This is a genomic window from Streptomyces sp. NPDC006326, assembly GCF_040612915.1.
Taxonomy (GTDB): domain Bacteria; phylum Actinomycetota; class Actinomycetes; order Streptomycetales; family Streptomycetaceae; genus Streptomyces.
Genome location: NZ_JBEXRC010000009.1, coordinates 150,836 through 171,975 on the forward strand (window position 1 = coordinate 150,836; position 21,140 = coordinate 171,975).

Annotated in this window: 11 protein-coding genes and 2 CRISPR repeat arrays (1 of these 13 cut by a window edge); of the genes, 1 reads left to right on the forward strand and 10 read right to left on the reverse strand. The window is 68.2% G+C overall.

All coding sequences use genetic code 11. The annotated features are described in order from the left end of the window. Positions 1–387: direct repeats of the CRISPR family, unit length 28 nt; unit sequence GGGTCATCCCCGCGTGTGCGGGGAGCAG; it begins 192 nt to the left of the window's first position. 429 nt (positions 388–816) lie between these two features. Continuing rightward, positions 817–4,737: a MobF family relaxase gene (mobF, locus tag ABZ128_RS10410; protein WP_356847390.1), complete on the reverse strand. Its 3,921-nt coding sequence runs from the start codon at positions 4,735–4,737 to the stop codon at positions 817–819. 65 nt (positions 4,738–4,802) lie between these two features. On the opposite strand from mobF, the gene ABZ128_RS10415 reads away from it, so the two are divergent. Next, a complete protein-coding gene (locus tag ABZ128_RS10415; protein ID WP_356847392.1) occupies positions 4,803–5,072 on the forward strand; it encodes a hypothetical protein in 270 nt (89 codons plus the stop codon). Positions 5,073–6,404: 1,332 nt separating this feature from the next. Here ABZ128_RS10415 and ABZ128_RS10420 read toward each other — a convergent pair. The 9 genes from ABZ128_RS10420 to casA form a co-directional block, all read right to left on the reverse strand. Beyond that, entirely contained in the window at positions 6,405–7,235 is an 831-nt protein-coding gene (locus ABZ128_RS10420) for an IS5 family transposase (protein WP_356847393.1), read from the reverse strand. 302 nt (positions 7,236–7,537) lie between these two features. Further along, positions 7,538–8,872 (reverse strand): pentapeptide repeat-containing protein, encoded by a 1,335-nt coding sequence (locus tag ABZ128_RS10425; protein ID WP_356847394.1) that lies wholly within the window; start codon positions 8,870–8,872, stop codon positions 7,538–7,540. Positions 8,873–9,620: 748 nt separating this feature from the next. Further along, positions 9,621–11,362: direct repeats of the CRISPR family, unit length 29 nt; unit sequence GGGGTCATCCCCGCGGGTGCGGGGAGCAG. Positions 11,363–11,445: 83 nt separating this feature from the next. Then, on the reverse strand, positions 11,446–11,793 hold the full coding sequence (gene cas2e, locus ABZ128_RS10430; protein ID WP_356847396.1) for a type I-E CRISPR-associated endoribonuclease Cas2e: 348 nt from the start codon (positions 11,791–11,793) through the stop codon (positions 11,446–11,448). Then, on the reverse strand, positions 11,790–12,740 hold the full coding sequence (cas1e, locus tag ABZ128_RS10435; protein ID WP_356847397.1) for a type I-E CRISPR-associated endonuclease Cas1e: 951 nt from the start codon (positions 12,738–12,740) through the stop codon (positions 11,790–11,792). The genes cas2e and cas1e overlap by 4 nt, the downstream gene beginning before the upstream one ends. Before the next feature lie 3 nt (positions 12,741–12,743). Beyond that, positions 12,744–13,448, reverse strand: coding sequence for a type I-E CRISPR-associated protein Cas6/Cse3/CasE (gene cas6e / locus ABZ128_RS10440; RefSeq protein ID WP_356847398.1), 705 nt, complete (start codon positions 13,446–13,448; stop codon positions 12,744–12,746). Next, on the reverse strand, positions 13,448–14,221 hold the full coding sequence (gene cas5e / locus ABZ128_RS10445; RefSeq protein ID WP_356847399.1) for a type I-E CRISPR-associated protein Cas5/CasD: 774 nt from the start codon (positions 14,219–14,221) through the stop codon (positions 13,448–13,450). Before cas5e ends, cas6e begins: the two co-directional genes overlap by 1 nt. Continuing rightward, positions 14,218–15,441 (reverse strand): type I-E CRISPR-associated protein Cas7/Cse4/CasC, encoded by a 1,224-nt coding sequence (cas7e, locus tag ABZ128_RS10450; RefSeq protein WP_356847401.1) that lies wholly within the window; start codon positions 15,439–15,441, stop codon positions 14,218–14,220. Before cas7e ends, cas5e begins: the two co-directional genes overlap by 4 nt. Next, positions 15,438–16,178, reverse strand: coding sequence for a type I-E CRISPR-associated protein Cse2/CasB (gene casB, locus ABZ128_RS10455; RefSeq protein WP_356847402.1), 741 nt, complete (start codon positions 16,176–16,178; stop codon positions 15,438–15,440). Before casB ends, cas7e begins: the two co-directional genes overlap by 4 nt. Further along, a complete protein-coding gene (gene casA / locus ABZ128_RS10460; RefSeq protein ID WP_356847403.1) occupies positions 16,175–20,701 on the reverse strand; it encodes a type I-E CRISPR-associated protein Cse1/CasA in 4,527 nt (1,508 codons plus the stop codon). The genes casB and casA overlap by 4 nt, the downstream gene beginning before the upstream one ends. Positions 20,702–21,140 lie beyond the last annotated feature (439 nt).

The following is a 21,140-nucleotide window of genomic DNA, read 5'->3' on the forward strand; positions in this document are numbered from 1 at the left end:
CGCGTGTGGGGGAGCAGCTTGTGCCGTCCGTCCTGGAGGTGGTCGTAGAAGTCTGGGTCATCCCCGCGTGTGCGGGGAGCAGACCGTGGTCGTCCCTGAGCCGGCCTGCCCCTTGGGGTCATCCCCGCGTGTGCGGGGAGCAGTGGTGGCTCGACACCCACCCGCCCGGCAGCGCGGGGTCATCCCCGCGTGTGCGGGGAGCAGTCCATGGCCTCGTGCACGGCCTGGGTGTAGCGGGGGTCATCCCCGCGTGTGCGGGGAGCAGGTGTACCGGTCCACGGCCACGGGCACCGAGACGGGGTCATCCCCGCGTGTGCGGGGAGCAGGGGCAGCGGCCTGTACAGGACGGACATCGATCGGGGTCATCCCCGCGTGTGCGGGGAGCAGGCTTGCTGACCTGCCACTCTAGGGGACGACGGAAGCGTTTCTGAGTACTTGCCCAGAGAACGGCATTCCAGAGAAATAATCACAATTCAAACACGGGCATGAGCCGGCGCGACCTCGCAGCGGGCTGCCGGAGGCGGCAAGCGGTCATCACCGATCTCACGGGTGGTAGGGCCGTCTCAGTGCTGCGAGCTGCCTGGACCTGCACCACCGAAAGCCAGCCCAGGCGGCGGGTCAGACGGACGAGGTCGGTCAGCGGTCGCCCCAGCCACGTCCGGTATCAGCCACGCCACTTGCCCTCAACAGCGAGACGGGCTGCACACGCCCACGGTGTCCAGCCACCCCGGCGGGGCACCGCAAGCCCGCCAGGGCTGAGGAGCTACCGACCCGGCGCGCCGTCCACCCATCAGTGCGTGCCGTCCCGCGGGCTCACTACCGGCCAAGGCCTCCGCCGCCGCGGGATGGGCCCGCCCAGGGCGGGGTGCGCGGGGTCGGCGTGGTCGCCCGGTCGGCAAGGTCGGAGACTACCCGCTGACGAGCGGCTGCCGCCCGCCCCGCGTCCTCGGCTGCATTCGCGTGCGGGGTGAGCCCGGCACGCGTCATGGCCTCTTCGCGCAGCCCCGCGGCTTCCACTGTTCGCTTGGCTTCGATACCTCGCTCGGTACGGACAGAGCGCGCCAGCTCAGCGCACCGGTCGGTATCGGCCTGCTCCAGCCGGGCCAGGGTGGCGGGCAGTCCGGCCCGGAGGTCGGCGATGGTCTGGGCGACGGCTGCGGCAGTTACTCCCCGGCCTGCCAGGTGGGCCTGCTGCTCCCTGGCCTGCTCACGCAGCTGCTTGGCCTCGCCCTGCAGGAGCGTCCTCTTCTGGGTCAGTGCCTGGATCTCGACGGTGCGCTCGGCGATGCGCCCGGCCAGGGCGTCGGCCGCCTCCAGCAGGCCGGAGCGCTGGAAGGTGAGCGCGCTCCGCCTGAGAGCGGCCCGGGTACGGGCCTTGGCTTCCAGCGTGGCCTCCGTCCCGTTGGTCTCGTACAGCGCCGCCATGCGCTCCTCAAGGACGGCAGCCTGTTCTTCGGCCTGGCCGGCACGCAGCAGCCGCTCCTCGACGAGGTCGAGCCTCTCAACGAGCCGTCTGTACACCGCGCGTCCCGGTGCCCGGTCCGTGCCGAGGACTGCCGCGAGGTCGGCTGCCTGTTCCTCGTAACGGGTGGCTCGGTCAGCCGCCTGCCGAGCAGCCTGCTCGGCGGCCTCGGCATACCGGAGCAGGTTGCCCGTGACGACGTGCCCGTACGGGCGCTCGGTCCAGGGTGGGACAGCGGAAACCCCGCCCGTGGCTCCCGGCGTCCGAAGCCCCTCAAGCTGATTGCCGGCGGCAGGCAGCCTCTGGGGCCGGGCGAGTTCGTCGGTGACCATGAAATCGTCCGAGTCCGTCGCCAGCAGCCGGCCGTACGCAGCGACCGCGCGTTCCACGCGTTCAGCCTCGGAACGGGCCCGCCCGAGCCTGGCTCGGGTCGGGTAGTCCTCTAGCTCGTCGAGCGGCAGGTAAAGGCGGCTCTCCTCGCGGGCCCGGGAGAGGGCCGTGTGAACGCTGTGTGAGTCGGCGTGGAGCCCGTAGGCAAGGGTGACTTCAGTCGTCAGACCCTGAGCGGAGGCGATCGTCATCGCGTACGCGTGCGTGAGGCGGCCCGCGGCGATGTCGCGGGGACCCATCCACGCTTCGTGAAGCGCGAACCCTCCCGAAGGCCGGCGCCGGCGCCCCTGTACGAGCACACCGTGGTCCTCGCGTACGTCCAGAACGACTCCCCGGAAGCCGTAGAGGGCGTCGACGCCGCCGCCGCGGTGAGTGCGGTAGTCGTTGCGGTGGACGTGGACGAGGTCACCAGGCGCGAAGGACCGCCTCTCTCCGCCCGCCACCGCGTACGTACGTCCCCGCGCCAGCTCGTCGGCCGCCACGAGAGCGGCGCGCGCTCCCTCGTTCAGGGCTGCAACGTCCGCGCGCCGGGCGGCGAGCATCAGCAGGCCGCCGAGCTGACCGTGCGGGTCGCCTTCCCACCGGGCGCGGACGGTGTTCCAGGCGCCGAGCAGGGCGGTGAGGGCGTCAGTGGCGGTGTCCGCGGCGTGGACGCGGCCGTGGCGGGCGAACGCAGCCAGAGCGGTGGTGCGGCCGCCGTCGCTCCAGTCCTGGAGGGCGGCACGCTCGACGACGTCGCGCTGGCGCCGGTTTTCGGTGAGCTGCGGACCGCCCACAACCTCGTGGATGCGGACGAACGCCCCACCGGCCCTTCCCGCGCGCCCCTGCAGCAGGTCGCCGACCGCCACCACCTTCGTGCCGGTCGAGGCGGCATGCTCCAGGAGCACCGCCAGTGCCCGGTCATCGACCATCGAGGCCTCGTCGATGACGAGGACCCCCACTCCCTGCAGACCACGCCCCTCACCGATATCGCGGGTCCAGGCGGCGACCGTGCCGGACGCACCCCCGGTGACGGCCGCCAGGTTCGCGGCGCCGGTGGCAGCGACCGATGCTCCGGCGACGCGCAGGCCCGCGGCCTCCCACGCGGCGCGGGCCGCCTCCAGCAGGACGGTCTTACCCGCTCCCGGAACTCCGACCACCGCGTCGACGGCGTGCCCGGCGGTCAACAGCCGCATGACCACGGCGCGCTGCTCGGCGCTGAAGACGAAGGGGCGCTCGGCGGTGGAGTTCGCGACCTCGACGGCGGCTACGGCCATCTCCGCGGCCTCGGCGGTGACCCGGGCCAGGCCGCGCGCGAAGCCGGCTGTGGTGCATGCGGTGACGGCCCGCTCGGCGGCCATGATCGCACCGTGGGTGTAACGCTGCCGGTGGGTGCGGTGTCCCCGCCGGGAGTCTGTCACCCGTACGGCGTGCCCGCGCACGGCCAACACCTCGTCCGTCAACGCCGCCAACTCCGCCGCCGACCGAAGGCGCGGCAGAGTCTGCGCGACGGCCGCCATGACGTGTACGTGGGAGACGGCCCTTCGCCCTACGGCCAGCCCGCGCTCGACGTCCCAGATCTGCGCGGCGATCTCCTCCGGCCCCGGCATCCGCGGACCGCCGCCCACAGAGGCGTACGGGTCCGGCGCGGGTCCGCCCCAGGCGGGCAGCGCGGCCGCCACCATCACGTCAACCGCCCCCGCGCCTCCAAGTAACGCTGCGGCGCGAACCCGCCAACCCTCCCGCGGGGCACCAGGCGCCGTCTCCTCCTTGCTCTCCGCCGTCGCCCGCGCCGCGGCCTTCTGCTGCTCCCGAGATGCTCCCTCTCCTGCCACCGCCACGACCTGACGGTGCCGGCGGGAGAACGCGGTGCACAGCTCCTCGCCGACACCGGCGAGCTCCCAGGCACCGGTGCGCGCGGAACGCACGAAGCGGGCCCCGTAGCGTTCGATGAGGCGGGCGCGCAGCCGGCCCTCGGCGACCTCGTTGGTGAGGTGCGCGTAGCGGTGGAGGTCTTCCGCGCCTGAGGCGATCGTGCGCCACGCGCCGTCGGCGCACCGGGCCATGTGCGCGATGTTGACGTGGACGTGCAGGTGCGGGTCGCCGGGCGAGCCGTCGACGGGCCGCGCGGAACGGTGAAGGGTGGTCCATCCGATCAGGCCCGATGTCGTGATCCGCTGGGCCTGGGCACCGTCACCATGGTGGCCGGTCATGCCGTACGCGGTCCACTCCTCCAGCGCGGCGGCCGCCTCGCCGACCGAGGCGAGCCAGTCCTCCTCCATGGCGGCAGCAAGCTCGGGGCCTGCGAGCCCGTACACGGCGGAGACGGACTTCGGCAGGTCGAGGGTGATGTCCACGCCGCGCAGGCCGACTTCGATGTGGTGGTGCATAAACCGGCGGGCCTCAGCGACGGTGCTCTCCCCGTACAGCCCGGCTAAGGAGAGGCCGGCGGCCGCGGCAAGGCGCTCGGCGTCAGCCACTGGAATCAGATGCCGCTCGCCATCGCGGCGCAGCCCGCGCTCGGCCCGCTCGAACCGCTTCGCCAACGCAGGCCTGCCCAGGTAGGCGGGCCCCGACATCCCGGCCGCGGCCGCTTCCGCGTTCACCGCGTCGAGCAGCACTCGGGCGACGACCTTGCCCCGCGGATCGAGCTCCTGCTTCCGAACGACGAGCCGCGCTCCGGTGCGCCAGTCACGCCCGTCCATCACGGCATGCGCGATGTCCGGGTCGACCGGGTCCTCGAAAGCGAGCCCTACCTCGGCGAGGCCACTGCCGATCCACCGCAGCGTGCTCTGCCCGGCAAGCCGCTGCTCGACCTGGGCATCTTCAACGCGGTCACACCCGCAGTCCTCGGCGAGGCGGTAGTCGACCTGTGCGCGGGCGTAGATGGGCGTCGCATACCCCACGACTCCACCCCCGCCCCGGCATCCGTCCAGCTAGATATCCTTGATCGCAGATCGACGATACCTGGGTGCTCCCACATCTTTTCTCGATTCCGACAACTAATGCCCTGCCGCCCCAGCGGCTCGATTCGCCGTTGGCCGGGCGCCCGTACGACCTGCGGCACGCGTGCATCACGGGGTGGCTGAACGCCGGGGTGCCCATCGCTGAGGTGGCCCGCCGCGTCGGAAACACGCCGGAGGTCATCAACCGCCGCTACCACGGATGCATCGACGGCCATGAGGAAGCCGCCAACGCGAAGATTGCGAAGTCGCTGGAGGACGAGGGCGACGCGGCATAGTGACGCGGTGCGCTAGAGATGCAGCTAGGAAGCCTGAACGGCCGGGTTTACGTGTGCTCGTGCGCCGATGACGGGTGACGGCCCGTGGGCCCACACCCCCTGTAAGGGAGTGTGAGCGCCTCTTTGTGGTTCGCTCAGAAACTGAAGGTGCCTCTTCGGGTCTGATTCTGCCGCTGAGCCCCCATGAGGCAACGATCGAAGCAGCATGAGCCGCTTCGGAATGCAAACGGGAGCGTCCTGCGAGACAATGACTTAACTGAGCCCGTGCTCTAAGCGAAGACCCGTCGTCGAAGGCTGGCCTTCTAGCCCTAATCGCTGGGATGTCGTCGTCATCGGGATTTGCCGTGGTGGCCGCATATATGGCAAAGGGTGAGGCCCAAACGGCCACCATGTCGGGTGTGCTCAGTCCGCTGACCGCTATCACGGCATCCTTACTTCAGTATCAGGACTGCCTCAGATGACGCCGCAAAGAAGAACAAGACCCGGGCCCCACGCTTAAAGATAATCGCCCGAATCCGGGATGACGTTGAAAACCTTGACTCACAACTCATGTTGTAATGCGGAACTCTTCGATGACTACGATCGCATGAAAGCCGGGAGAGGGGCGGATTATGCGCCGCAGACTCGTCTATAGAGCCGCCTCAAGGAATATTGCGGCGGTCGCCCTCGCTGCTGGGCTCGCAGGCGGTCTGGCCATTGCTGCACCAAGTGCTGCCACCGCAACGTCTACAGCGACGGCCGATAGTCTCACGAGCGCACCGGCCATATGTTTTATCGGGTTCCCCGACCTCAACGACGTCACCATCGTCAACGACCTGGAGCCGCTTTCTACTAACTTCCGGTTTGCTTCGGTCCAGCGTCGCAGTCATGCTGACGCGAGCGCCGGTGGTACGCAGCACATTTCTGGAAGGGTTACGGATGAGCATCATGGTGCGCCGCAAACACCCGGTAGGCAAGGAATTGTACAGGGGACGGTCTCCGGCACTGGGGTTAACTTTGCAATCACAGGCACGCCGATGAAGGGTAGTGCCTATGTGTACTCGGGCAGCCTGGATAGGAACAATTTTCTCAGCGGCACCGCTTATGACAGGTGGAACCCGGATCGCAAGTGGAGCTGGCATGTGCTGACGCCTGTAGGTTGTACCGGTACCGGTACGTGGAGGCAGCCTCGCGTAGAACGGCCGCATGTGACATAACGGCCTGTGCAGCCGACAGCCTCGCAGTGCTCACCGGGCGACCACTCTCTGGCTGCTCACTCGGCGTCATAAGAGGTCGTTTTCGTCCGAGGTTTCATCCCTGGATGGGGCGTTTGGTGGTCTTCGTCGGGTCGCGTCAGGAGATGGTGTTCTCGCCGGTGAGACGGCGGGCCATGAGGTCGGTCATGGCGAGGTGGATCACGGCTTCGGAGCGGGTGGGCAGGGTTTCGTAGTCGCGGGCCAGGCGGCGGTGGAGCATGAGCCAGCCGCCGTAGGTGCGCTCGACCGCCCACCGTTTCGGGATCGGGGTGAATCCCCTGGTTCCGGGCTTGCGGGCGGTGATTTCCATGTCGATGCCGAGGGTGGCGGCATGTTCGACGAGGTGCTGGCGGTAGCCGCCGTCGACCCATACCTTGCGGATGCCCGGGTGGTCGGCGGCGACCTGGTCCAGGAGGCGGGTGCCGGCGATGGAGTCCTGCACGCTGGCCGCGGTGACCAGCACGGCGAGGAGGAGTCCGAGCGTGTCGGTGACAATGCTCCGCTTCCTGCCGACGATCTTCTTCGCTGCGTCGACGCCCTGGCCGGCGGTGGGAACGCTGGTAGATGTCTTGACGCTCTGTGCGTCGATCACGCAGGCCGACGGCTCGCCGTCTCGTCCCTCCTTCTCCCGCAGCAGCTGCCGGAGAAGACCGTTGAGCTGGGCGAACACGCCCTCGTCCGCCCATTTGGCGAAGTACCCGTAGACCGTGTTCCAGTGCGGGAAGTCGTGTGGGAGGTAGCGCCACTGGACCCCGGTCCGGTCGACGTACAAGATCGCGTCCATGATGTCGCGCAGGTCGTGCTCGGGCGGCCGGCCGAAGTCCAGGGCCCTGCCACGGCGCTCGAAACGCCAGGCCGCAAGGACCGGCTCGATCAACTCCCAGCGGGCATCGGACAGATCACTCGGATACGGATGTCGCGTCGGCATGCTTCCGGCCTACCGCCGCGGACCGAGTGCGCCCAGGCGCACAGCCGCGGCGCCGGAAGCACGCGGGCGCGAAAGCCGGACGTCCTGGGATGTCGCTGGGCGGCGTCGTTCGTGTCGATGCCGCCGTCGACCCAGACGCGGAGGAGTACCTCGGCCTCGGCTGGCTGGAGCCGCGGATCTCGGGGCGGGGGTTCTTCCGCCGGGCGACGGCGTCGGCGACCCACTCGCCCCGAGTAGCGGCAGTGGACCGCGGGGATCGGCATCCAGGTTGCCCCTGACGGGGCGAGCCGCCGTCCGCGGTTTCAAGGTTTCGGCTTGGGCAGCGGGCCTGGCAGGAGTAGTCCTGCGGGTGGGGCTGTTAGGAGGCCGTCGTCGAAGAATGGAGGCCTCGACCAGGTTGCCACGTCTCGCATGTCGACGACACCGCCATCGAACTGTGCTGCATGGAATGTCACCCAGGCACCGGAGAACTTGGCGCCTTTGAAGTTCACCTCGCCGCTGGAGAACTTGACGCCGTAGAAGCTCACCTCGCCGCTGGAGAACTTGACGCCGTAGAAGCTCACCTCGCCGCTGGAGAACTTGACGCCGTGGAAGCTCACCTCGCCGCCGGAGAACGTGGTGCTGCGGAAGTTCACCGCGCCGCCGGAGAACGTGGTGCGGCCGAAGTTCACCTCGCCTGCGGACAACTCGGTGCCGTAAAAGTTCACCACGCTGCCGGAGAACTTGGTGCCGTAGAAGCTCACCTCGCCGCCGGAGAACTCGGCTCCGTAGAAGGAGACCTCGCCGCCGGAGAACTCGGCGCGGCCGAAGTTCACCTCGTCGCCGGAGAACGTGGCTCCGCGGAAGTTCACCTCTCCGCCGGAGAACGTGGCTCCGCGGAAATTCACCGTGCCGCCGGAGAACGTGGCTCCGCGGAAGTTCACCTCTCCGCCGGAGAACGTGGCGCCGTAGAAGCCCACAGCGCCGCCGCAGAACGTGGCGCCGTAGAAGCTCACCGTGCCGCCGGAGAACGTGGCACCGGTGAAACGCACCTTGCCGCCGGAGAAGCTGGCGTTAGAGAAGTCACCGCCATCGAAGACGGCGCCAGTGAAGTCGAGGTCGTATCCGCTCCAGGCCGTCTCGGGTGGGGTGGCGGGTAGGAGGTGGTCACGGATTGTCCGGATGACAGTGAGGCGGACTTCGCGGTTGGCTTGTCCGGTTGGGTCTTCGCCAGCTGGTGTGTCCTCTTCGGGGTCTTGTGGGTAGGGCATGCGCAGGTAGGCACAGAGAACGTCGATGCAGGTTTGTCGGCGTTCGGTCCAATCGTCGGCGAGTCCGGCCATGGCGTGGACGCCGGCGAGGCGGCAGGCTGCCTCGCTGTGGCCGAGGAGTTCGGCCGCGGTGCTGAAGCGTTCGTTGAGCAGGCGAGTCCGCTCGTGTTCCAGGGTTCTTTCAGTGTTCTGGCGGAGGACTCTTGAAGAGCGCCAAGCACCGGCGAACGCTCCTGCGCCAGCGAGCAAGGCACCGGCGAGACCCACGAGGAGCGTCACCCAGACAGGATTCCCAGAGCTGGGGCTCTGGTTCGATGCCAGAGTGACAGAGGGGATCGGGGCGGGGACGGTGCTGAGGTGGTCGAGGAAGCTGGTCAGCATCGTCATGGCGACACGGTAGGGGGGCGCCCCTACACCGGCCGGATGGCGTGCCAGGCCGAAGTTCTGATGACACTCGGATTGGGGACTGCCTTCCCCCCGGGCAGGCCGGGGGCCACGGTCACTCTCCGATGCATGTCTGCCTGCTGTCGCGGATGCGCCGTTCCTCGCCTGTGTCGCCGCCCGCGCGCCACCGTGCGTAGTGCGTACCGCACCAGAGTTTGGTGCGGCGCGGCCAGCCGCAGTCAGGGATCCTGTGAGCGGCAACCTCCCGGGAGAACTGGAGCGCGACAGGTCACCACAGTCGATGTGGCGCAGTTCGACGTCACCAACAATCCGGAAGGTGTACCGGTGGGAGCCGTCGGCCAATTCATCCGCCCCCAAGCCAACTGAGGACTCCGCGCCCGCGGCGATACGCCCCCGGCGAGCGGGGGCAGCGGGCCTGGACGGGTTTCACCGAATCGTGACACGACGCAAGAGGCCGAAGACCGCGGCCACCCGACACCCGGAACCTCAAGCCACTGACACATCTCGTGTCGTCGGCGAGTGACAATCCGATGTCGCCCGACAGTGACAGGAAGGTGGATCTGATCCGTTCAGTGGGACGGCAACGTTCTGCTGTCCCGACTGTCGGCAACAGTGACGAAGCGCACTTGTTCGAGGTTGCGGAGGACGTCTCCAGGCGTCTTGAGGTCTATTGGCATGAGCCTTGCGAAGGCCCGCCGTCCGACGCCTGGCATGGAGCAGTACTCATGCAGCCGGCATGCCCGCGGGTGCGAGGAGCAGAACCCGGCGCAGGCGCCGAGCGCGTCGAAGTTGAGGTCATCCCCGCGGCCGCGGCGAGCAGTTGTCGAGTCCGACCGGATTATGGGCCGTGGTGGGGTCATCCCCGCCGGTGTGGGGAGCAGTTACCGGGCATCGTCGCCCGGGCCACCGGCCAGGGGTCGTCCCCGTGGGTGCGGGGAGCAGCCCAGTGCAGGTTGCGGTGCGTCCTCTGTGGAGGGGTCATCCCCGCGGGCGGGGAGCAGTCCTCGTGTTCCGCCAATCCCTCAGGGCGGGGGACGCGGACGGGGTCATCCCCGCGGGTGCGGGGAGCAGGAGGGCCTGCCCCGTCCGACTAACCCGGCATGGGGTCGTCCCCGCGGGTGCGGGGAGCAGCCTCGGTCGGTGTTCTAGCACCACCGGGGGCCGGGGTCATCCCCGCGGGTGCGGGGAGCAGTACGACTCGTGGGAGTCCGCGGCCGCGGTGTGGGGGTCATCCGGGCGGGTGCGGGGAGCAGGACCTGTCGTGATCCTCCACGAACTCGTCGAGGGGTCATTCCCCGCGGGTGCGGGGAGCAGGACGCGTCCGCCACGGTGCAGACGCGCCGGGTGGGGTCATCCCCGCAGGTGCGGGGAGCAGGCGATGTTGAGCAGCGCCTTCGTCACGTCGTCGGGGTCATCCCCGCGGGTGCGGGGAGCAGTCCGGCAAGACCGAGGGCGCGCTCGACGTGATGGGGTCATCCCCGCGGGTGCGGGGAGCAGTCGACGGTGAACTCGGGGCCCAGTTCGATGTTGGGGTCATCCCCGCGGGTGCGGGGAGCAGGTGGTCTCCTCCTCCTCCGACTTCGTGAACGTGGGGTCATCCCCGCGGGTGCGGGGAGCAGTCTGGGCCAGGGGCTGCCTGACCGGCGGGGGGCGGGGTCATCCCCGCGGGTGCGGGGAGCAGCCGGGCGTACCTGATTCGGGAGTGCGGGGGTGGGGGTCATCCCCGCGGTTGCAGGGAGCAGTGTGGATACTCGACCGAGCCTCTCCGCAGACCGGGGTCATCCCCGCGGGTGCGGGGAGCAGTACACCGAGACGTCCCGCAACGTCGGCGGCGGGGTCCTCCCCGCGGGTGCGGGGAGCAGAAGATGTTCTTGATGTCGTGCATGCCGGTCTCGGGGTCATCCCCGCGGGTGCGGGGAGCAGTTCTCGTCGGTGCCGATGCTGGCCACGGCCGCGGGGTCATCCCCGCGGGTGCGGGGAGCAGTCGGGTGGGGGTGGGTGGCGCGGGCTGATGCTGGGGTCATCCCCGCGGGTGCGGGGAGCAGCCGTCCCCCTGGTATGCACCGCCGGAGTTGGTGGGGTCATCCCCGCGGGTGCGGGGAGCAGAAGTACACCGCGCCCGTGTAGTAGGCGTAGCCGGGGTCATCCCCGCGGGTGCGGGGAGCAGCTCCGCAAGGAAGGCGTGCCGGTCGCCGAAGTGGGGTCATCCCCGCGGGTGCGGGGAGCAGCCGACTCCGGCCTTGGAGCGTCCGGGGAGGGAGGGGTCATCCCCGCGGGTGCGGGGAGCAGGGCCGGAACTTCGGCGCGACCATGCTCCCGGTGGGGTCATCCCCGCGGGTGCGGGGAGCAGTCAGCGTGTTGGCCACCCGAATGGCCGAAATAGGGGTCATCCCCGCGGGTGCGGGGAGCAGTCGATGTCGCCGCTCCACCAATGCGCCTTCTTGGGGTCATCCCCGCGGGTCCGGGGAGCAGGCTTCGTGAGCTGCAGGTTCTTAGCCGACAGGGCTCCTTTTTACTCACTTTCGAGAATTGCGACATAGTTGAGCATTAGCCACTTATCGGCTGCCGAAGCGACGCCGCTTGGCTGCCTTGCTCCAGCCTGATGATGGTGACGGTTGCCGAGTAACGCGGTCGTTAGGGCGGTGAATCAAGGTGATGCCCTCACGGTCGACCGGATGCCACTTGTGGTCGTGCGTCTCGAAAGCAAAGCCCTGTTCGTTGTCAGCGTTGTAGGCAAGGAGGGCTCGTCCGATCCCGGCGTACTGCTTCACCTCTTCCCAAAGCGTCGCCCTGACCCGGGCGGACGGCCCTCCGACGAAGACTCCCGGCGAGATCTCCATGAGCCAGCGGGTCAGGAAGCCTCGGAGACCGACCGGGCACTGGGTCAGGACGATGACCGTCACCAGGTCACCTCGTCGGCGTAGTTCCGGCCAGCGGCTACAGCGGCATCACGGTCCGACTGGAGCATGACCACGTCCTCTCCTCCATCCGGGACGGCGGGCGGCCCGTCAGGGAGGAGCAGCGATTTGATGTCGTTTACGCAGCGGTCAAGCAGGCGGCTCCTGTTGATTGCGTCGCGAAGGGCCCGGCGGGTGCGGGAGCCGACGTCCTGTTCGCCTTCGGCTGCGACGTCGAAGGCGACGGGGATGCCGATCTCCGTCTTGTAGAGGTCGGCGATGTCCAGAACAAAGGACAATTCGTGCCCTGAGTGAACGAAGCCCAGGCCAGTCGAACAGCCGAGCGCAGCGACTACCGCGTGGGCGACGCCGTACATGCACTGGGCGGCCGCGGTGACGGCTTGGTTGGGAGCGTCGCCGGCACTGAAGTCGCCGGGGACGAACTGGCGGCCGCGCCAGGGCACACGAGTGCGCTCGGCTTCGCGGCGGTAGCACTCCTTCAGGCGGCGTCCTTCGCGGCCCAGCAGTTCCTGTCGGGTCAGCCCGGCAGGGTCTTCGTCGGGGAAACGCAGCCGGTACATCGCGCGGGCGACTTCCAGGCGGGTGCGGCGGTTGGCCCAGCGAGTGGCCTGCGCCTCGACGAGAGCTGAGGACCGATTGAGGGCTCGTCCGCCGGCGTAATAACGCACACCGTGCTCACCCACCCAGACGACGGCTGCACCGCTTTCGGCAAGGACGCTCATCGCCTGGTGTGTGATGCGCGTCCCAGGCCCGAGCAGGAGGGTGCCGATGGTGGCCGAGGGGATGTGAGTGATGCCGTCGGCGTCCTCCGCTGTGATGGCGTTCTGGTCTCGGTGGACGACGCACCGCTCCAGATAGAGAAAGGAGATCCGCTCTGCGACGCGCGTCAGCTCGCGTGGAGACGAGGCACGGCGCTGGGCAACAGTGGTCACCTTTCACCGTCCCTGCGCAAGGGTCATCAGGCCGCAGCCGTACGCTTTGGCCTTGCCCAGGCCGAGCGTCAGGGTGCGCCGCAACAGGGTCGGGTCAGTGACTTCCAGTCGGCCGTCGAAGGTCACCGTCACCAGCGGCACCCGGTGAGCCCGGCCCGTGATGACCTCTGTCTTGCCAAAACGGTGTCGCTGCTCGTCGCGGACCATGAGTTGGTGTTCGTCACCTTGTGCGAGCCGGCGGCGCTCCGCGGGGGTTTCCAGGACCCGGAAGCCGGCCTTCTGCTGCCGCTCCAGCAGCCATGCCATTTGGTGGCGAGGGGTGCGATGCGCTGTTCGCTTGCGAACTTCGTCCGGGGTGCGGCGTACGTGATGGACGGGGTTCGCCGTCAGGCGGAAGTCCCACGTGCTGCCCTTGGCGAGGGAATCGAGGAACGTCTTGTAGTCGTAGGTCTGCCATGAGGCCGTTGTGGGCCAGCCGGCTTGTTCCACAAGATGGGTGAGGTCGGGACGCTCCTCACTGACGATGAAGAGCTGGACCTCCGCGCGGGAATTGCGGTCGAGGCGCCACAGTATGCGCGTCGAGTTCTCCTCGCTGGGCAGTGCGCCGGCGAAGGATGACATCACAGCGGCGTGCATGCGCTGGGGGGATGCAAGGAGGTGGCGTGAGCCGACGCGCGCGGTGTTGATTCGGAATCGGGTCAGGTACATCAGTGACCGTCCAGCGGGGGCTGTGAGGGTAGCTGCGTGAGGTGGGCTTCAGGTGTGTGACGAGGGGCAGGCACCTGGCGTCGGCCCGCGTTGCGCGGCTGCTTGTCTGGTTGGAACCGCGGGTTCGGCACGTCAACTGAGGTTGCCACGACGCTGCGCAGGGCGTAGCGCCGGTGCGAGGGGTCGAAGCTGAGTGGCTGATCCCGAAGAGCTGTTCCGGTCAGATCCCCCGCGGAGGCATCGGCCAGGATGTTCAGGGAAACCAACGCCTGTTTATGGTGGCGTTCCTGGTGCCAAGCGGCGGCCTGCCACGGCTCGTCGCGCAGTGCCGCAGCCGGGTCGTCCCCGTCTGTGACAGCCAGATCGACGGGGCCTTGTGGTGGGCAGGACCGCCGTCCCAGGTACGGGAGGTAGGCGGGGGCCCTTACAGCTTCGTGGAGGGCACGGATGAAACTGTCTTCGCCTGCGACTGCTGCGACGAATACCGCGTCGGCCAAGTAGAAGCGTTCCGAGACGGGCATCGCCTTTCCGGTATCAGCGTGGCGGGCGGTTTGGAAGTCCCGTACACGAGTACCCGGCTGGTCGATCCGCACGGCGAAGGAGAGTGCGGCAAGGTCAGACAGGTCAGTGGTGCGCTGTCGGCCCAGGGCGGCAGCGAGCATGCCGAGCACGCCGCTCTTCGTCGGTGCCGTCTCCGTGGTGCGGCGGGCGAAACGGGCGGAGGACCCCCAAGCCTGGAGGGGGCCCGCCAGCCGTAGGGTGAGGACGCTCATCCTCGCTTCCCCAGACGTTCCGTGACGGCCTCGCCCACCGCGGCTACGAGCTCGCGCAGGTTGACCTGGTCGCCAAGCGGAGCCAGGGCCCGGGTCTGCTCGCCCACGCGCACGATCCAGGTGTGGTCTGCAGCTGCACCGAAGGCATCTTCGACCGCTGGGATGTGCGCGGCAAGGGCCTCACAGGCCGCCCGCACGTGGCCTTCCATGGAGCCCTGCTGGGCCACCGGCGTCTCGAAAGCCCCGACGAAACTGACCGGTCGCGCGGAGCGCAGCTTGACGACGACGGCGTCAGGGAGCGTGTTGTTGCCGAACGTGTTCAGCTTCCCGGTGGGCATGGAGAGGGTGAAGCCCTCGATGAAGGCTTCGACTGCTCGGCGCACAGGATCCCTGGTCTTCCGCTCCTCATCGGTCAGGCCGGCATCCAGGTTTTTGGCCAGCAGGTCGATGTCGACTGCGGCGTAGCGGTAGAGGGTGGCCGAGTTGAAATCGATCGTCCCGATCATCCCTGCTCCGGGCTCGGCGTCACTGTTCTGATCGTCTACCGCGGTGAAGTAGTCGGCTTCTAGGTCTACGGGGTGCACGCTCAGGGCATGGGCGACTTGGGCAGCGGCGTCGACGTTGATGTCGGTGTTGTCCGCGACCATCCGCCCGAAGAGAGCGATGTCGACGGAGTGCCGGGTGGCCGCCGCTTTCTTGGCCCGCGCCTTCACCTCGGCTTCTTTGAGGAAGACCTTCGGCTCAGACGTCTTGGCGAGGCCTTCGATGGCCAGGTCGGCGAGCATGTCAAGCTGGCGGGCACTGAGAAAGAGCAGGTACGAGGACTGGGGAGCCTGTGGCTCTGGCGCCTCGTCGCCCGGGTCCCCCTTGGCGCCTTTTGTGTTGCTCTTGCGCGTTGGGGCCTCGATCTTGGCGCCGGTGGCCACCTGGATGATCTCGGCCGCCATCGGCCATACCTGCTCCGTCGTCAGGGACACCTCGCGTGCGGTGATGCGCTGCGCTAGGGCGTCCACTACCTTCTTCGTTCGCACACCGAGTTCTGCGGGGTCCAGCAGTTCCTCGAAGGCGTTTCGGGTTGCCTTCTTCCAGGCCTGGCTGGACACCCTGGAACGGCGTACCCCTCCGAAGACAGCGCTCTTGGGGGCACCCGTGTCGTCCCTGTTGATGTTGCTCGGGGGAACGGTCTGCAGGATGTGTACGTCGAGGATGGTGCGGCTCATGTCTCGTCCTTGGTGTCGTTCGGGCTGGCGTCGATCTCGGGCTTTCCGGGTGCTGCGCTCTTCTGCGGGCCGGGGTCGGTCGGTGGCCGGTATGAGTGGAAGCTGCGCCCCCATGTCTGGCGCACCTTGCTGGGGCCGCCCGGCAGCTGCCACCGGTCGAGGTGCTCGGCGAGGAGGCCGTAGTCGAGGGGAATCTCGGCCGTGCGCAGGAGCACAACCAGCTCGCGCAGCCGCTGAGCGAGCACGTCGAACGTCGTCGCCGTACCCGCGCGGACGAGCCGCTTACGGATCGGCTCGTCGGAGTCGGTGCCTGACATCAGGCGTCGTACGGCTGTGCCCAAGGAAGCGCCGTCCTCCACGTGCATGCGCTTCGTCCGGTTGGATTGCTGGTGCAGGGCCCAGAGGGTCACGGCGACATGAGCGGCCCGTTCGGCGCGCAGCGCCTCTGCCTCGTCCATGCGACGTCCCTGCGGCTGAGCCGCGTAGAACTGCTCCATGCCCACCAGTCCCCACAGCTCCGGCGTCTCGGTTGCCTGCCGGCCGATGCCCCTGCGCAGGCGCGCCAGGGCCTGTACGGCCTGCGAGCCGTCGTTGCGGTAGTCGTGCTGGAGGATGCGAATGCGCTGGGCAACGGCCTGACGCAGCTGTCCGTACTCGTTTCCCTTACCTGCAGCCTGGACCTGCTTGTGATCTTGTGGTGGCGCGGGCGCCGGAATCTGCGGCGCGGTCTCCGTCATTGGACTGTCTCCTTGCTGAGGACGGCCTTCCCCTCTGCCGAGGCTGGGTCGCTTGGCGTGGTGACCCGCAGGGGGAGGGCCTTGTTGAGCCGTGCATGGAAGATGCGTTCCGAGCGGGCGTTGTCGAGCCAGGCGGTGTCGTTGGCCTCGGAGATGAGTCCTGTGGCCGCGTGGCGGAGAACCCAGTACGCCGTGCGTTGCCAGGCAGCGCGGGCATCGATGGGTTCCTCTACGCTGCCGAGGCCGGCCAGCCATTGGCGGTACGGGCCATCGAGCAGGCCGAAGCCCAGGTCGCGTGCCGTGTCCCGCGGCGCCTCGGTAAACCGTCGAGAGGCCTCTGCCAGGTCTGCGGCGAGGTCTCCCAGAGCGTTGACGGCCTTCGTGCTGTCCTCGACTGCCGCGATGGCTTGCCGGGCATAGCGCTGGTCGCGCTCGTGCAGCAGGGCCACGGACATGGCAAACCCGTCATCGACGACCTCGTCGATCACCGACTGCTGTGTTCCGTAGACCGCGCTGATCAGGCGAGGACGAATCAGCAGATCACGTGGGAGGAGGCGCTCATGGGTGAGCTCGGCGATCCACTTCAGGATTCCGGCCCGGAGGTACGGGGCGGGTTCGCCTCGCTGGGCAGGCTGCTCTTCCGTGGCGGAGGCAAGGAGGGATGCGAGGTTGCGCCAGGCGGAGCGGGCGGGGTCGTGTTGGCGCGGCATGTAGACCGGAGTGCGGCCGAGCTTCTTCTCCTGCGGGACGCTTCGACGCCAGCCGCTCATCGGTTCGCGTCGGTGGGCATCGGCCACGGGCAGGGGATCTCCGTAGGAGAGCACGACCCCGTGGACCGCCTGGCTGTCGTGGTGGAGGCGAATACGGCGGGACTGCCAGGTGTAAAGGTCGCGGGGGCCGGTGGGCCTGGCAGCAAGGTCGCTCTGCACATCCGGACCACACTGCTCGCGGCGCCAGGCGGGACGGTCGTCCTTGTCCGTGATGAGGGTGGAGGAGTCGAAGGCAACGAGGTTGAGGAGGAGAGTCTGCTGTAGGTCGTCCCCCTCGGCGAACAAGCCGCCGATGTTTCCCGCCCATCCGACACCCTGCGGATACCCCTTGCCTCCCTTGACCCGCGAATCACCCACCGCCCCGGACTTGATCCCGGAGGTGTCGAAAGCCTGGGCGTGGACGAGCCAGCGAGCAGCTTCGGCGAACGTAAGCCGCTCGACACCGGGCTGGCGCATCGTGAAGAAGGGGTCGCCGTTCGGGACGTCGGCCACGATCCGGTTCAGCGAAGCCACCTCGTTCTTCTGCGTCCGCAGGTCCGCCACTTGGAAGAACGGCTGGGTCGGGTGGAGGAGGTCGAACCGCTCCCGGTGGCGGTCGAGGTAGGAGCTGACGGCAGCCAGCGGGTGCGGGCTCTCGCTCAGGTCCTGCCAGGCGTCAATGTCCTGGGGGCCGTCCACCGCATCGTGGAGGATGGCCAGCAGCAGCCGCATGAGAGCGAACTCCTGCGTGGGAACGTCACCCACGAGCCGCCGGATGTCGGCGGCGCGGGCGAAGACCTCCTTCAGGGAGAGCTCCGCCGCTGATCCGTCGCATAACTGGACGGGTAGCCACGGACGGGAAACGAGATCAAAACAGGGCACGCCTTTCACCAACTTCACATCCTTGGTGCCGGCTGGAGTGACCTCCAGGCCGTCGGTCTCGCTGTAATGAAGCTCGAAGCCTGCCAGGCGGGTCTGACAGTCCTCGTCGAGCACGAGGAACAGCTCCCCGGCGAGCACGTGGCTCTCCTTGGCCTGCCAGGCCTCGGGGCAGAACAGCTCCAGTTCGCTGATCACGCGATCGATGAGCCAGGGTTTGCTGAAGTGGTACGGGAGCCGCAGCGCACTTGCGGCAGCGGCCAGAGCAGCGCGCGGTGGCGGCACGGCATCGACCGGAAGCTCCCGGTCCCCCAGCCCACGGTCCAGCCATGGCAGCGTGGCGTACGTGCCGTCACGGCGACGCTGAATGACAAGAACCTCAAGCGACTCTTCGCTGTCCCTGACCTGGGCTCGGCCTGCCCGAGTGTCGTCTGCGTCACCGACGCCGGCGTCGATCCAACCGATGAGGGAGCGTCCCGGCCTGCGCACCTCGTCGATTCGGAATGCCTGCGCCTGTCGGCGTTGCTCTGCCATGGCCTGCTCGTGTGCGGTGCGGGCGCTTTCCATGGCGCTCGCCCAGCTGTCGGGCACATGAGGTGTCGAATCTCCGTACGCGCTCTGCACCAGCGCGCTGATGTGCTCGGGGAGATTCACGGGAAGTCCGCGCCAGTGAGGGCGCAGCACCGCCAGGGAGCGCATGAGTGCGTGCCTGCCGTACACCGCGACCGATCCGTCGGCAGGGGCCGGCGGCCCAGCTTCCCAGTCGACGCCCGTGATAAGGCACCGGGCGGTCCGAAGCCGTTTTGGGCGGTCACACTGCCCTTCACCTCGGTGGTGCCGGTGCAGGCGCCCCATGCGCTGCAGAACCAGGTCGACCGGGGCCAGATCGGTGACCAGGAGATCGAAGTCGATGTCGAGCGACTGTTCGGCAACCTGACTTGCCACAACGATGTGCGGACCGGTCGGGCGGTCACCGCCGGGACCGAACCTGGCGACGAGCTTCTCGTCATTGTGGGCCCGGTCCACGTCGATGAACCGCGAGTGGGCCACCGTCACCGCATCCGGTCCGAAGCGTTCGCGCAGGACCTCCGCCGCTCTCAGCACTCGGTCGACGGTGTTGCGAATCACCAGCGCACAGCCGCCCTCCGCAAGTTCACGTTCGAGGCGGTCGGCGAGGGCGCCCAGTCCGTCGTCAAGCCGCTCCAGGGTGATCGCAGTGCGGCGGTCGACGGCGGCCGGCGGAGTACCCACGATCGCTTCTTGGCCCCCGGAGATGAGGCTGATCAGGGGGTAGGCGCTGCTCTGCGGCAGCGCATCTGGCTCGTCCGTCGTACCGGCATAGGCGAGGGCAAGGGCGTGGCGGCGGGCGGCAGGCAGGGTGGCCGACAGCATGACGACCGGAACCTTGTAGTGGCCGAGCCAGGACAGAACTCGCTCAAGGTACTCGTTCATGTATGCGTCGTAAGCATGGACCTCGTCGATCACGACGACCTTGCCTGCCAGAGCGAGGTGCCTCAGTGCAAGGTGCCTGCTTTTGAGCCCGGCGAACAGCAGCTGGTCGATGGTGCCGACGACGAACGGCGCCAACATGCCCTTCTTGCGGCCCCGCAGCCACTGGTGTGCGACCAGAACAGACGATGCAGCGCACTGGTCATCACGAGCGGAACGATGGGTTGTTGGTGTGCCATCGAGGTCGACTGCTGCAATCGTGCGGGCACCGGCGCGCAGATCCTGGGCGAAGTCGTCGTTGAGGAAAGCCTTGGAGTGGGCGAGGGAGACGGTGCGGACTTCATCACCGGGGAGGTGTTTCAGCCAGCTGCGCAGGCGTCCATACATCGCGTTGGCCGTGGCCCTCGTCGGCAATGCCACGAAGCAGCCGCCGGCGCGTGTACGGGAGGCAAAGATCTCTGCGACCGCGAGCGCGGCCTCGGTCTTCCCTTCTCCCATCGGCGCCTCGATGATCATCAGACCCGGGGTGGGGGCTGCATGTGCCAGCCGAACGGCCTCCTCCTGAAGAGGCCGGATATCGGGGCGCGCGAAGCGCGCTTCGAAAATGGCCTGCGCACTGTCCGTCACCGTCGGCGGCGACCAGGGCGGCGGCAGTTCGATACCGCGCCACGCGGCTTCGATGCGCTCTGTGTCGCTGCGGTGTTGTTCCTCGGGATAGAGCAGGAAGAGGTCCGAGTTACTGGCGATCCAGTCCGCCAGGATCACGAGGGCTGACAACACGACCTGAACGGGCTGTGGCAGTTTGACCGACTTCCAGTGCGACAGCCGGTCCTGAACGCCATAGGCCGCAGTGCACGCCTCCAAGAGCTCGGTCTGCACATCACCCCAGAGCCGTTCGCTCGGACCGGGTGTCCGCAGCAGCTCTGGGTGCTGACGCAGGGAGTGAAAGTGCTCGTGCCCGGGAAGCACACCGTGATGGCCGCCGACTGCCACAGCGAGGGCCGTTGCCGCCCGGGGGGACCATCCCTTCTCCTCCAGCCACTCCTCCACGATGACCTGGCCGGCCAGCCCGTGCGGAGCGCGCTTGCGGTCGTCCCCGAGCTGCTTGGCGGTAGGCATCGCCAGGCCTGTCGACGTCACGCCGCTGACCAGCTGCTCCACCTGACAGGCGAAGGCCGGCGTTGCTTTGCCTATGTCGTGGATGGCCGCCAGCCACACCACGAGCAACCTTGCGTCGTCGTCCGCGCCAGGCAGGCTCTCCGCGACGAGCCTGCGCACGTTGTGCGGCGTCCACTCGTCCCATAAGCGCTCCGCCATCGCAGCCGAGTCGGCCATGTGCCTCCAGAGCGGGAGCCACTTCGCCGGCTTCGGGTCGTGCTTCGCCCACACGCTGCGCGCAGCAGGCGACAGCGCAGCACCCCAGTGCGGTGGTGTTCCGTGATGCATCTCGATCCCCCCAGGACCGCAGTTCTCCCCGCCCCGGTGGGAGTCCCCGTCCCGCCCGGAGAGCGGGCTCCCGTGCCCGTGCGAGCTGGGACAGGAGCCCGTTCATGATCAGGGCAGCAGGGCTGCCCCGAACGTCATTTCGCCAAGACCACTCGTGTGAGTGAAGCCCGCGCTACGACGACCAACACGATGACGAGGACGGTGGCCCGGATCCAGCCGTCCACCGGAAGCTGCGATCCTGCGCCGGCCGTGAGGACGGCAACGAGAACGGGCAGCAGCCACGACTGTGACTGCTGCCCGCTGCTGATCTGGAAGTTGCGTGGACGTAATGTACGGGACATTCGCGGATCCCTTCTGCGGTTGAGGCCGAGCCCGTCGCTTGTATGCCAGGACGTGGATGACGGGCTCGGCTGCGCGACAGCGCATCTGTGGCTCGCCA

What these genes read in the sequence shown, in the direction of transcription:
- cas5e (WP_356847399.1), bottom strand. Translation starts at nt 14,221, where the DNA reads ATGAGCGTCCTCACCCTACGGCTGGCGGGCCCCCTCCAGGCTTGGGGG.
- ABZ128_RS10425 (WP_356847394.1), bottom strand. Translation starts at nt 8,872, where the DNA reads ATGACGATGCTGACCAGCTTCCTCGACCACCTCAGCACCGTCCCCGCC.
- cas7e (WP_356847401.1), bottom strand. Translation starts at nt 15,441, where the DNA reads ATGAGCCGCACCATCCTCGACGTACACATCCTGCAGACCGTTCCCCCG.
- casA (WP_356847403.1), bottom strand. Translation starts at nt 20,701, where the DNA reads ATGCATCACGGAACACCACCGCACTGGGGTGCTGCGCTGTCGCCTGCT.
- casB (WP_356847402.1), bottom strand. Translation starts at nt 16,178, where the DNA reads ATGACGGAGACCGCGCCGCAGATTCCGGCGCCCGCGCCACCACAAGAT.
- ABZ128_RS10420 (WP_356847393.1), bottom strand. Translation starts at nt 7,235, where the DNA reads ATGCCGACGCGACATCCGTATCCGAGTGATCTGTCCGATGCCCGCTGG.
- cas6e (WP_356847398.1), bottom strand. Translation starts at nt 13,448, where the DNA reads ATGTACCTGACCCGATTCCGAATCAACACCGCGCGCGTCGGCTCACGC.